Genomic DNA, 13,256 nt, shown 5'->3' with positions numbered 1-13,256 from the left:
GATTAGAGGACGTCGGCATCTTGTGATGCGGACGTCACAATCGCTGGTATTGGCTTCAAATGAAGCTGTAACGACTTATTGAAAGGTATTGTCATGGCACAGATTACTGCTGCGATGGTGAAAGAACTGCGCGACGCTACCGGCGCAGGTATGATGGACTGCAAGAATGCGCTGACCGAAGCTGACGGCGACATGGAAGCAGCGATTGACTGGCTGCGGGCCAAAGGCCTGTCCAAGGCTGCCAAGAAGGCGTCCCGTGTTGCTGCTGAAGGACTTGTCGGTGTCAGTGTCGATGGCACTGTTGGTGCTGCGGTAGAAGTGAACTCCGAAACCGATTTTGTTGCCCGTAACCCAGAGTTTCAGGGTCTGGTGACGACCGTGTCATCCCTGGCGCCTGCTGCTGGTGGCGATGTTGACAAGCTGAACAGCGCCGAGTTTCCCGGTGCGGGCAAGAGCGTCGCAGACAAGATCACCGAGCTGGTCGGCACGATCGGCGAAAACATGTCCCTGCGCCGCGCGGCTTCCGTGAGTGTCTCCAACGGTATCGTGGCGTCTTACGTCCACAACCAGGTAGCCCCGGGTGTTGGCAAGATCGGTGTGCTGGTTGCAGTTGAAACCGGTGCTGACAAAGCCGCTGCAGAATCCTTCGGCAAGCAGGTGGCTATGCACGTGGCGGCTGCCGCGCCGCTTGCTCTGACGCCTGAAGAAATCAGTTCAGACATTGTCGAGCGTGAACGCGCTGTGTTCACCGAGCAGGCCCGTGAGAGCGGCAAGCCGGACAATATCATCGAAAAAATGGTCGAAGGCCGTATCCGCAAGTTTTATGAAGAATCGGTACTGTTGAGCCAGGCGTTCGTGATCAATCCCGACCTGTCTGTCGCCAAGGCCGCTGAAGAAGCGGGCAAGGAAGCAGGCGGAGATATGAAGATCACCGGATTTGTGCGTCTGCAACTTGGTGAAGGCATCGAAAAAGAAGCCGATGACTTTGCTGCAGAAGTTGCCAAGGCCGCTGGCGGCGCCTGAAGCATTGATGGATCACGATGACTTTTGGTTGAATCACCTAAAAGTCATAAACCTGATCTTTTCTAATGCGTTAGAACACCTTATTGGAGTTCGGGTGAAGTGACGTCGGTCTGGCGCGAATCGGCAATTTGAACGACAACAGACGGGGCTTGCGCAGGCAGGCTCCGTTTCTTTTTGAGGAAGTTGCAGCATGGGAACCGCCCCTTCTTTTTCCAGAGTCCTGCTAAAGGTGTCGGGCGAGGCGCTCATGGGCAGCAAGGAATTCGGCATCGACCTCGACATGGCAGGGCGCGTCGCCGACGAAGTTGTACAGGCCGTCAAGGGTGGTGTGCAGGTGGCGCTGGTTATTGGCGGCGGTAATATATTCCGCGGTGTTGCCGGTGCGGCGTCGGGGATGGATCGTGCCAATGCGGACCAGATGGGCATGCTGGCAACTGTGATGAATGCCCTGGCAATGCAGGACGTGCTGATTTCGAAAGGCATTGATGCGCGTGCAATGTCGGCGATCCACATGCCGACAGTGTGCGAATCCTTTACCAGGGCAAGGGCACTGTCGCATCTCAACAAGGGTAAGGTGGTGTTGTGCGCGGCTGGTACCGGCAACCCGTTCTTTACTACTGACACGGCTGCGGCCCTGCGTGCGGCCGAGCTGAAATGCGATGCATTTTTCAAGGGCACAAGCGTTGATGGGATCTATTCCGCCGATCCAAAAGCCGACCGGAATGCCGAGCGTTTTGAAACACTGACCTATGATGAGATGCTCGCCCGCAACCTGCGTGTTATGGATGGTGCTGCCATAGCCCTTGCGCGCGACAACGCAATTCCGGTATTCGTGTTCTCCATTCGCCAGAGTGGAGAGTTCAACAAGGTGTTGAATGGTAACGGCACCTTCACCGAGGTGACTGTTTGAAACGAGCGTCCTGCCATGCCGACCCACCAGGGCATGCCAATTCGATTGCAAAGAGATTGAACAATGAGCACCACGATTGATTTACAAGACCTGCGCCGCCGCATGGACGGTGCTGTTGATGCCCTGAAGACGGAGTTTTCCGGGTTGCGAACGGGCCGGGCGTCTGCGGCGTTGCTGGAGCCTGTGATGGTTGATGCCTACGGTGCGTCCATGCCGTTGAACCAGGTTGGAACCGTGTCCGTGCCGGAACCGCGCATGTTGTCGGTGCAGGTATGGGACGAGACCCTTGCACCTGCCGTGGACAAGGCCATTCGCAATTCCGGCCTTGGTCTCAATCCAATGGCGGAAGGAGCTGTTATTCGCATCCCGGTTCCCGAACTTACCGAAGACCGCCGGCGCGATCTGACCAAGGTTGCTCATTCATATGCCGAAAAAGCCCGCGTATCAGTGCGCAATGTCCGGCGTGACGGCATGGACACATTGAAGCAAATGGAAAAAGACGGCGATATCTCTGAAGACGAACATCGCCAGCAGTCCGATCAGGTCCAGTCCCTGACGGATGAAATCATCAAGGCGGTTGATGACTTGCTGAATCACAAAGACGGCGAGATCATGCAGGTCTAAGGTGTCAGCATGCGGAGGCCGCGCTTGTTCGCAACATGCGGGGCGGGAAAGATTAGAGTACCACGGGTTCGCGGAACCGATAAAGTTGGTCTAACACTTTAGAAGTGATCAGGTTTATGGATTTTGGTTGATCCAGACAAAAACCATCCTGATCCAGGGGCAGATTGAGTGAAGACTTTGATGCAGGAAAAAGCTGTTCTGGACCATGTGGTTGCACCCCGCCCGGCAGGTGAGGAACCGTCGGTTGCTGCTGATCCGCGTCATGTCGCGATTATCATGGATGGAAACGGCCGCTGGGCCACGCAGCGGTCGTTGCCGCGAACCGAAGGCCATCGCCATGGTGTGGATGCCGTCAGGCGGCTGGTGCGAGCAGCAATAGAACAAGGCACCGAGTATCTGACGGTTTTCTCGTTTTCATCCGAGAACTGGCGCCGGCCCAAAGCTGAAATCACTTATTTGTTCTCCCTGCTTAGACGGTTCATCCGGCAGGATGTCGCGGAACTGCATTCGGCAGGTGTGCGTATCCGGGTGATTGGGGAACGCGACCGGCTGGATGACGACATCGTCGAGATGATCGAGGAATGCGAGAAGATCACGGCGTTGAACAACCGGCTCAACCTCGTGGTTGCATTCAACTATGGCGGACGCACGGAGATCGCGCGGACCGCGCGGGCGATCGCGGAGAAAGTCGCCCGTGGCGAGATGTCGACGGAAGAGATCGATGAAGCGTGTTTTGCAGCGCACATGTACGTTCCTGACGTGCCCGAACCTGACATGTTAATCCGCACCAGCGGCGAAAAGCGCATCTCAAATTACCTGCTGTGGCAAATGGCTTATACCGAACTGGTGTTTGTTGATGAGCACTGGCCTGACTTTGATGCTGAAATCTACAAACGCGCCATTGCCGAATTTTCCCACCGCCAACGTCGTTACGGCGGATGTGTCAATGCCGCCGCGCTGGCTTGACATTAACCGGCTTGCGAATTTCGGCCGTGGCCGTTCGGGGGCAGGCCCCAAGCAACTGAACAGATGATGTCATCCGCGAACAAACCCGCCGGGCGTTTCATAACACGTGAACTCGCCGTGCGGGTTGCAGCGGCCCTGGTGCTGATTCCAATCGCATTGCTTGATGTCTGGGCGGGAAGTGTATGGTTCGAGCTGGGTATTGCGATGATAGCGGCAATCATGGCTGCTGAATGGTGCCGGATTGTGCATCGCGGGTCACAGTTTCAGTTTGCACTGCATGCGCTGGCGGCAATTGGTGCCGTTTTGGTGGTGTCACGCTCCGACACCACAACTGCTCTCCAGGTCATAGCGGCGTGCTGGGCGATGAGTCTGGCAAGTGAAGTCTTGCGAAGTAAATCCGGGTCACGCTGGGCCTGGTGGGGAGTTCCCTATATCGCCTTGCCCGGCCTGGCCCTGATTCTGATCCGGCAATCTCCGGAGTACGGCCTGTTTGCGGTGTTGTGGCTGTTTGCGGTAGTCTGGAGTGCCGATACGCTGGCTTACGTATTTGGCAGGTTGATTGGCGGGCCAAAGCTGGCACCGACAATTTCACCCAACAAGACCTGGGCAGGACTGCTTGGTGCCGTTACCGGTGGTGTGGTCGCGAGTGCCTTTATGGGATGGTATTCGGCTCTGCCGACGTTATGGCCATTGCTGGTGGCCGGTGCCGTGCTTGCAGTTCTGGAACAACTCGGGGACCTTTTTGAATCTGCAGCCAAGCGCCGGTTTGGGGTCAAGGATTCCGGCCGGATCATTCCAGGTCACGGCGGGGTTCTGGACAGAGTTGACGGATTGATATTCGCCGCTGTTGCGGCTGCGGCATTTGGATATGCCCGCGGAGGGCAGGAAGCCGTGGCCAGCGGGCTTGTGGTCTGGTAAGCAGTCCCGATATTGACAACTTTCTTACATTGAACCGGGGTGAGAGTTTCAACGCATGAGTAATTCATCGGGCACCAGGTCCCTCAGTATTCTTGGCTCCACCGGGTCCGTGGGCCAGTCAACAACTGACATCGTGCGCCACCACCGGGACACCTTCACTATTGATGCACTGGTGGGCAACCGCAATGTCGCGCAACTGGCGGCGGATGCGCGCGAGTTCAATGCGAAGTTGGCGGTAACGGCGGATGATTCCTTGCTGGGTGACCTGAAAGATGCATTGGCCGGTTCCGGAATAGAAGTTGCAGCAGGCGAGAGTGCCGTAATTGAAGCTGCGGCGCGCCCTGTCGATATGGTGATGGGCGCAATTGTGGGAGCGAGCGGACTGAAACCGACCCTGGCTGCGGTGGAGCAGGGCACCACGATTGCCCTGGCCAACAAGGAATGCCTTGTTTCAGGTGCTGAAGTGTTTACCAGGGCTGCAGCGCAACATGACGCCACGGTTATTCCGGTGGACAGCGAACATTCCGCCTTGTTCCAGTGTTTTGAAGAACACAACACCGATGGTGTTGACCGGTTGACACTGACCGCGTCGGGTGGCCCGTTTCGCACCTGGTCCATGAAACAGTTGGAGACAGCAACGCTGCAATCAGCGTTGAAACATCCCAACTGGTCGATGGGTCAGAAAATAACAATCGACAGCTCTACCTTGATGAACAAGGGACTGGAATTCATTGAAGCGTATCACCTTTTTCCGGTTGCCCTTGAAAAAATCGATGTGGTCGTGCATCCACAGTCGATCATTCACTCCTATGTGTCTTACGTGGACGGTTCGGTTATTGCGCAGTTGGGCATGCCGGACATGCGCACGCCGATCGCCTATGCAATGGCTCATCCTGCGCGTATTTCGGCACCCGTCGACCGGCTCGATCTGGCACAGATCGGCAGCCTGACATTCGAGCCGGTGGATAATGACCGGTTTCCCGCGATTGACCTGGCCCGCTCGGCACTGGCCAGGGGGGGCAATGCGACCACCATCCTGAATGCCGCAAATGAAATCGCGGTTGCGGCATTTTTGCAGGAAAAGCTGCGTTTTCTTGATATAACTCGGCTCGTAGCCGATACAATCGACCAGGCCGAGCGCGAAAACATGATTGTTTCAATGTCTTCACTTGACGACGTATGGCAAGCGGATTCATATGCGCGCACCAAGGCGGGAGAACTGGCAAGCCGCTTGCACACTTAAGCTTGCATTGAGCCAATTTGGCATAGGTGCAAAAAGTTCAGCGGACGAAGACATGCGGGACACAGGTTTTAGAACACGGTTTTGAGTGGGTCACAGCCTGCATTGCCCAACAGCACTGCTACAGAAACACGATGAGCGCGGACGCGCCGGATTAACGGAGATTGATTGATGGATTTCGGTGCTTTTTTGACTGGTTCGGTGTTTGAAGTCGTCTTGGCAGTCGTCGCTTTCATCGGGGTCCTGTCGGTTATCGTTTTCGTGCACGAGTACGGGCACTTCAAAACGGCGCGACTGTGTGGTGTGAGAGTCGAAACTTTCTCTATCGGTTTTGGCCGGTCCATCGGCGGGTTTATGGACCGCTACGGCACTCACTGGAAAATCGGCTGGCTGCCATTGGGGGGCTACGTTAAATTTGCCGGTGATGCCAATGCGGCGTCCATGCCGTCGAAAGAAGCAATGGCCGCATCCAAACCGGGCGATTTCCATGCGGCTACTCTGTGGCGCCGGGCATTGATCGTGGTGGCAGGACCTGTGGCCAACTTTATACTGGCCATCGTGATTTTCGCGTTGATGTTCATGTTGGCAGGCATTCCGATTACCCAGCCGAAAGTTGCCTCTGTGGTGGAAAATTCGGCGGCGTCTGAGGCCGGGTTCCAGACAGGCGACCTGATTACCGAGATTGACGGCCGCAAGATCGAATCGTTTACAGACGTTCAGCGGATCGTTTCGGTTTCCGCAGGCACGCTTTTGGTGTTCAAAGTCGACCGTGCCGGAGAATCAATCGAACTTCGCGCCACACCCAAATCCACCGAGATCGACGATCCGTCGGGCAACAAGATGCGCATCGGCCTTTTGGGTGTCTCGCGCGGTTCGAACCAGGTGGTACGCGTCGAAAAACTGGGATTCGGTGCGTCCGTGGCAAGGGCTGCGGATGAAACCTGGTTCATTATCACCCGATCTTTGGGATATTTGAAGGGCGTGATAGTCGGCCATGAAGCGGCAGATCAGCTGTCGGGACCCATTAAAATAGCCCAGATAGCGGGCGAAGCGGCCTCAATAAGCATATTAGCACTGATTCACCTGGCGGCTGTGCTGTCGGTCTCTATAGGTTTGATTAACCTTTTTCCCATTCCGATGCTGGATGGCGGGCATCTTATGTACTATTTTTTCGAAGCGGTAAGGGGAAAGCCGTTGGGCGCACAGGCGCAGGAATTTGGATATAAGGTGGGATTCGCGCTTGTTATTGCGCTAATGGTCTTCGCGACATGGAATGACTTGACCTGATTGTGAAGCCAGTGGCCTGAAATTTATCTGAATTTCGCCTTAAAGCCATGAAAAAAACAGGTGCTCAAGGCATCTAAAACGTTGCAAATCAGCGTTAAACATCGGTATGCTTCTGGTGACGAGTGGGTATAGGGTCAGACGCAATTTTTTTTGGGGTAGATAGCTCGTTCATGGGCAATTCGTTAGTAAAAACAGCCAAACTGATGTTGGCAATGGGAGTTGTGTTGCCGGCCGCTGTGCAGTTGGCAGCGCCGCAGGTGGCCTTTGCGCAAGCCATCACCGGCATTATTGTCGAAGGCAATGCACGTGTTGAGCCCGATACAGTCCGGGCCTACATGCAGTTCAATGCGGGTGAGCAGGTTACCGACGCCCAGATTGATGCGTCTGTAAAAGCATTGTTCCAGACCGGATTTTTCTCGGATGTGCGGATGTTCCGTCGCGGTTCTGCGGTTGTGGTGCAGGTCGACGAAAATCCGCTCGTCAACGAGGTCAAGATCCAGGGCAACGACGAACTGGATGACAAGAAGCTCAAAACTGAAATCAGGCTGAAGGAACGCACGATCTATACCCGTGCTCGTGCCCAGCAGGATGTGCAGCGCATCCAGACCCTGTATCGCCGCTCCGGTTATTTCAACGCAACCGTATCGCCACGCCTCGACCGGCTCGGCCAGAACCGGGTGAACCTGGTTTATGTCGTCAATGAAGGTGCCGAAACCGGTATCGAGAGCATTCAGTTCCAGGGCAACCAGGCTTTTTCCGACAGCCAGTTGAGTTCGGTTATCACGACGTCAGAGTCTGCGTGGTGGAAGTTTTTCTCGACCACGGACACATATGACCCGGACCGGCTGAACTTCGACAAGGAGTTGCTGCGCCGTCATTATCTGAAGAATGGTTTTGCCGATGTGGAAATACTTTCCGCTGATGCGCAACTGCTTCAGGACGGAACCAACTTTGCGGTCTCATTCGTGATCAACGAAGGTCCCCAGTACACGATCAGCAATGTGGCTGTGAACACCGGCAACACCTCAATTGATCCGCAGGCGCTGCAAGGCGCAGTGCAGGAGACGGTTGGCGACGTGTACGATGCCAGCAAGGTCGACAAGTCTGTGGAGAAGATGACGCTGGAAGCCGGCAAGTCCGGCTTTGCGTTTGCACGTGCCCGGCCGAAGATTGAGCGGGATGCGGTCAGCCGCCAGCTCAGCATCACTTACAACCTCGATGAAGGCCCGCGGGTTTACGTTGAGCGGATCGACATTGTGGGCAATGTCCGCACCCTCGATGAGGTGATCCGGCGTGAGCTGAACATCGTCGAAGGCGATGCATACAACCGCATCCTCATCGACCGCGCGCGGCGCCGCCTGACAGGCCTGGACTTTTTCGAGAAGATTGACATCCGCCAGGAAGAAGGCAGTGCGCCTGACCTTGCTGTCGTGGTGATTGATGTCGTCGAGAAATCCACTGGTACGATCAACTTCTCAGCCGGTTATTCCACCACGGAACAGGCCATCGGCTCGATTTCGGTATCCGAGCGGAACCTGCTGGGTACCGGTAACCGGGCGAGTGTTTCCACCTCACTCAGTTTCAAGCGGCAATCGGTCAACGCAAGTTACACCGATCCGTATTTCCTAGATCGCGATATCTCGGCCGGTGTCGATGTGTTCGGCAGCCGTACCGATATTGAGGACGAGTCGTCGTTTACAACCCAACAGGTCGGTGGCGCCCTGCGGCTTGGCACGCGGCTGGACGATTACAACTCGATTTTCGGCAAGTACTCCCTGACCTATCGCGACATTGATGTTGGAAGAGTTGAGGATGCGTCGCGGGCAATCCGCGATTCCGAAGGCACGGATATCATTTCCAAGGTCGGTCTGACCTATGTGTATTCGGATCTTGACCATCCAAGCCAGCCGACGTCCGGTGTCCGGGCCAAGGTCAATGTCGAGGTTGCCGGCCTTGGCGGCGATGTGGAATGGGCACGCGTCGATGCGTCAGCCCACTATTTCATGCCGCTGCTGTTTGACGGGGTTGTGCTGAAAGTTGAAGGCAATGCCGGTCACATCGAACCGTTCCCGGGCGGTGACGATGTGCCGATCCTTGACCGGTTCTTCAAGGGTGGCGACACACTGCGCGGTTTTGCCCGGTCAGGTATCGGACCACGTCAGCGCAACGAGTTTGATGGTGAATTCGATTCGCTCGGGGGTACGACCTATGCCATCGGCACGCTGGAAGTGACCTTCCCGCTTGGCCTGCCGGAATCATTTGGTCTTGAAGGATCCGTGTTCTCCGACTTCGGTACAGCATTCGGTGCACCTGAAAGTAGCGGAACGCAAGGTGACGGAAATGGTTGTCTGGCTAATAGCGGGCCTCCAAGCAACGTTGCCGCAATTGCCGATTGTGATGTCGTTGGCAAAAGCATCGCGTTCCGTGCCGCCGTCGGTGCCGGCGTGATCTGGAAATCACCGTTCGGTCCGTTGCGCCTTGATGTGGCGTATCCGATCCTGAAGGAAAGCTTCGACGAAACCGAGCTTGTGCGTTTCTCGGTTGGCACACGCTTCTAGGGTTTCTGGGGGATTGATTCAGCTTGTACCCGCAAGCTGTTGTACCTAATACTGAAAAGGCGGCGCTGTACGGTGCCGCCTTTGTTATTGTCAACTTGCCGGGGCAAACCATGTCAGACACAAAGACACTCAGGAGCGCAGATATCGCGCGCATCATGCAGCTTTTGCCGCATCGCTATCCGTTTCTGCTGGTCGACAGGATCGTCGACATGGATGGCGATCAGTCGTGTATCGGCATCAAGAACGTCACCATCAATGAACCGTTTTTCCAGGGGCATTTTCCGGCCCGGCCGGTGATGCCGGGCGTGTTGCTGATCGAGGCCATGGCCCAGACCGCTGGTGCGCTGGCGCTGGATCATATGGGGGTTGAAGCGGCTGGCCAGCTGGTGTTCTTCATGACCATCGATAACGCCAAGTTCCGCAAGCCCGTCGGGCCCGGTGATGTGGTGCATTTCCACGTTGAGCAAACCCAGAAGCGCGGGCCTGTCTACAAATTCTCGTGTGAAGCGAAAGTGGATGGCGTCAAGGTGGCCCAGGCCGACATCGGGGCCATGCTGGCCAGCGACAGCTGACCAGCACTAATTGCCAAATACTCTTCAGTCGTCCTTGCGCTCCGTGACCGGAACGTAGCCGCGTTCGGTCGGGCCAGTGTAGAGCTGGCGCGGGCGCCCGATGCGTTGGGTTGGATCCTCGATCATTTCCTTCCACTGGGCAATCCAGCCCACCGTGCGGGCGACCGAGAACAGTACAGTGAACATCGAGGTCGGGAATCCGAGCGCGCGCAGGGTGATGCCGGAATAGAAGTCGATATTCGGGTACAGCTTCTTCTCGATGAAGTAAGGGTCTTCGAGCGCTATCTTTTCCAGCTCTCGGGCAACATCAAGCAGCGGATCATCGGTAATGCCAAGCTCGTCGAGAACTTCATGCGCGGTCTTCTGCATGATCTTGGCGCGCGGGTCGTAGTTCTTGTAGACCCGGTGACCGAAGCCCATCAGACGGAACGGATCGTTCCTGTCCTTGGCGCGATCGATGAATTCCGGAATACGGTCGACCGTGCCGATCTCGTTCAACATCTCAAGAGCAGCTTCGTTGGCACCGCCATGAGCCGGGCCCCACAGGCAGGCAATGCCGGCTGCGACACAGGCAAACGGATTGGCACCAGATGAGCCTGCCAGGCGCACGGTCGAGGTTGATGCATTCTGTTCATGATCGGCATGAAGAATAAAAATGCGGTCCATGGCGCGGGCCAGAACCGGGTTCACCTTGTAGTCTTCACACGGCACAGCAAAGCACATACGCAGGAAGTTGGAGGCAAAATCCAGGTCATTGCGTGGGTAAACGAACGGCTGGCCAATGTGATACTTGAACGCCATTGCGGCAATGGTCGGGATTTTGGCAATCATCCGGCGCGCGGCTATTTCGCGCTGGGCCGGATCGGCAATGTCGGTTGAGTCGTGATAGAAAGCGGACAGAGCACCGACCACGCCGACCATCACGGCCATTGGATGGGCGTCACGGCGGAAGCCGGCAAAGAACCGGTTCATCTGCTCGTGGATCATGGTGTGATAGGTAATTGCGGTCTCAAATTCCTTGCGCTGGGCGGCATTCGGCAGGTTGCCGTACAACAGCAGGTAGCAGGTTTCGATGAAATCGCCGTGTTCGGCCAATTCGTCGATAGGATAGCCGCGGTACAGCAACATACCTGCGTCACCGTCGATATAGGTGATGGTTGATTCGCAGCTCGCTGTGGAGGTGAAGCCGGGGTCCAGGGTAAATGCGCCGGTGCTGCTGTAGAGTTTGGACACATCAATAACCTCTGGCCCGATGCTGCCCTTGTGAACGGCCAGTTCATAATCTTTGCCATCCAGGCTGAGTTTGGCGGTGCGGTTTGTTTCCGTCATTTTTTATTTCCTCTCGCAAGCGGATGAATTCAAGGCTGCCGAAGCTCCCGATCGGGGTATCAGCCGCCAGATCAGATCCCGGTCAGGTGGAATCACCTGTCTGGAAATACTTTGATCGCTTGTAGGGTGTCATGAGCAACAGAAATGTGTTGAAGGAACACAAATCGCTCTAGCGGTAGATTGTGACAGTTTACCCTCAGGTTGTCTGCTTCACAGTTCCCGCCCAGTCACCTTGTCTGCGTTTAACACTGGCGTGTCATGCTGCAATCTGCAATTTGCAGCGTCAGAATGCAATGCGCAATTTGTTTACCTTGCATTGCAGCAATTTTCAAGTCACCGGGTAGATTGCACAGGCAAAGTGAGTGGATTCACAGGTCCTTGAGGCGGCCCAGTGCTTCCTCGCGGCCCAGTACAGCCAGCACGTCGAATATCGGCGGAGACTGTGTGCTGCCGGTCAATGCGGCCCGCAAGGGCTGGGCGACCTTGCCCAGTTTCAGCTCCTGTTCGGTGGCGAAATCGCGCACTGCCTGTTCCAGCGGTTCCACCCGCCACTCGGCTTGCGCCTCGAGCACAGGCAGCAGCCCTGCAAGGACCGCGCGTCCGCCATCATCCAGCAGGCCGACTGCCTTTTCCTCCATGGCAAGCGGCCGTTTGGCGAACAGGAACCGTGACGAGGTCTGCAACTCAATCAGGGTCTTGGCCCGCTCTTTCAGCCCCGGCATGGCTGCGAGCAGTTTTTCCCTGTTGCCGTGCTCATCCAGTGCCGCCAGCATCTCTGATCCGTCTTCCACATGCGGCAATACCTGCACCAGGGCGTCCAGCAGTTCGCTGTCCGCCGTGTCGCGCATATAGAGGCCGTTCAGGTTTTCCAGCTTGGCGAAATCAAACCGGGCCGCCGACTTGCCGATCCCGTCCAGCGTAAACCATTCAAGCATCTGCTCAGTTGAGAATACCTCATCATCGCCATGGCTCCAGCCCAGGCGGGCAAGGTAGTTACGCATGGCCTGCGGCAGGTACCCCATGTCGCGATAAGCTTCCACGCCAAGCGCGCCATGGCGCTTGGAGAGCTTGGCGCCGTCGGCACCGTGGATCAGGGGAATGTGGGCCATGACAGGTACGTCCCAACCCATTGCCTTGTAGATCTGGCTCTGGCGCGCCGCGTTGGTCAAATGATCGACACCGCGCACAATGTGGGTAACGCCCATATCGTGATCATCCACGACAACTGACAGGTTGTACGTGGGGTTGCCGTCTGAGCGCAGGATGATCAGGTCATCAAGCTGATCATTGGCATAGGTGACCTCGCCCTGAACCCGGTCGGCTATGATGGTTTCACCATCCTGCGGAGACTTGAAGCGAACCACCGGCTTGACGCCGTCAGGTGCATCGCTGGCGGGCCGGTCGCGCCAGCGGCCGTCATAGCGCGGCGGGCGGCCTTCCGAATTGGCCAGTTCGCGCATGGCGGTCAGTTCTTCCGGCGAACAGTAGCAATGATAGGCGTGACCGGCATCCAGCAGTTGCTGCACCACCTCGCGGTGGCGGTCAACGCGCGAGTATTGTGAAACCGCATCGCCGTCCCAGTCGAGACCCAGCCATGTCAGGCCATCCTTGATAGCCTGGATGGCATCTTCGGTTGAGCGTTCCCGGTCGGTGTCTTCGATGCGCAGCAGCATCGTGCCGCCGTTGGCACGGGCAAACAACCAGTTGAACAGGGCGGTGCGGGCGCCGCCGATGTGCAGGTATCCGGTGGGCGATGGGGCAAATCTCGTCACGACAGGCGCGGTCATGGCCAGTCTCCAAATAATCCGTATGATGAGTTGAGGCTTTCA

11 protein-coding genes are annotated in these 13,256 nt (G+C 56.5%); 9 read left to right on the top strand and 2 right to left on the bottom strand.

What is annotated here, in order from left to right; all coding sequences use genetic code 11:
• The first annotated feature begins 93 nt into the window (after positions 1-93).
• The 9 genes from tsf to fabZ all read left to right on the top strand — a co-directional run bounded on the left by tsf (position 94) and on the right by fabZ (position 10,098).
• The gene (gene tsf, locus DHN55_RS17935; RefSeq protein ID WP_108882898.1) at positions 94-1,023 is read left to right on the top strand and encodes a translation elongation factor Ts; all 930 of its coding nucleotides are present in this window, start codon (positions 94-96) and stop codon (positions 1,021-1,023) included.
• Between the two features lie 190 nt (positions 1,024-1,213).
• The gene (gene pyrH / locus DHN55_RS17930) at positions 1,214-1,933 is read left to right on the top strand and encodes a UMP kinase (RefSeq protein ID WP_108882897.1); all 720 of its coding nucleotides are present in this window, start codon (positions 1,214-1,216) and stop codon (positions 1,931-1,933) included.
• Between the two features lie 63 nt (positions 1,934-1,996).
• Positions 1,997-2,557 carry a ribosome recycling factor gene (frr, locus tag DHN55_RS17925; protein ID WP_108882896.1) on the top strand — a complete coding sequence of 187 codons (561 nt, stop codon included), beginning with the start codon at positions 1,997-1,999 and terminating at the stop codon, positions 2,555-2,557.
• A 180-nt stretch (positions 2,558-2,737) separates the two neighbouring features.
• Positions 2,738-3,523, top strand: coding sequence for an isoprenyl transferase (locus DHN55_RS17920; RefSeq protein WP_108882895.1), 786 nt, complete (start codon positions 2,738-2,740; stop codon positions 3,521-3,523).
• A 63-nt stretch (positions 3,524-3,586) separates the two neighbouring features.
• Positions 3,587-4,441 (top strand): phosphatidate cytidylyltransferase, encoded by an 855-nt coding sequence (locus DHN55_RS17915; RefSeq protein ID WP_337660481.1) that lies wholly within the window; start codon positions 3,587-3,589, stop codon positions 4,439-4,441.
• A 55-nt stretch (positions 4,442-4,496) separates the two neighbouring features.
• On the top strand, positions 4,497-5,684 hold the full coding sequence (locus DHN55_RS17910) for a 1-deoxy-D-xylulose-5-phosphate reductoisomerase (protein WP_108882894.1): 1,188 nt from the start codon (positions 4,497-4,499) through the stop codon (positions 5,682-5,684).
• A 168-nt stretch (positions 5,685-5,852) separates the two neighbouring features.
• Entirely contained in the window at positions 5,853-6,968 is a 1,116-nt protein-coding gene (gene rseP / locus DHN55_RS17905; protein WP_108882893.1) for an RIP metalloprotease RseP, read from the top strand.
• 170 nt (positions 6,969-7,138) lie between these two features.
• Entirely contained in the window at positions 7,139-9,526 is a 2,388-nt protein-coding gene (bamA, locus tag DHN55_RS17900; RefSeq protein ID WP_108882892.1) for an outer membrane protein assembly factor BamA, read from the top strand.
• A gap of 110 nt (positions 9,527-9,636) precedes the next feature.
• Positions 9,637-10,098 carry a 3-hydroxyacyl-ACP dehydratase FabZ gene (gene fabZ / locus DHN55_RS17895; protein WP_108882958.1) on the top strand — a complete coding sequence of 154 codons (462 nt, stop codon included), beginning with the start codon at positions 9,637-9,639 and terminating at the stop codon, positions 10,096-10,098.
• Between the two features lie 24 nt (positions 10,099-10,122).
• Here fabZ and gltA read toward each other — a convergent pair whose 3' ends face one another.
• Positions 10,123-11,427 carry a citrate synthase gene (gene gltA, locus DHN55_RS17890; RefSeq protein ID WP_108882891.1) on the bottom strand — a complete coding sequence of 435 codons (1,305 nt, stop codon included), beginning with the start codon at positions 11,425-11,427 and terminating at the stop codon, positions 10,123-10,125.
• A gap of 368 nt (positions 11,428-11,795) precedes the next feature.
• Complete coding sequence (gene gltX / locus DHN55_RS17885) at positions 11,796-13,214, bottom strand: glutamate--tRNA ligase (protein WP_108882890.1); 1,419 nt, start codon at positions 13,212-13,214, stop codon at positions 11,796-11,798.
• Positions 13,215-13,256 lie beyond the last annotated feature (42 nt).

Origin of the sequence: Anderseniella sp. Alg231-50 (assembly GCF_900149695.1) — a bacterium.
Taxonomy (GTDB): Bacteria; Pseudomonadota; Alphaproteobacteria; order Rhizobiales; family Aestuariivirgaceae; genus Anderseniella.
Note: the sequence above shows the minus strand (reverse complement) of the source record. Positions and strands in the feature narration are given on the sequence as shown.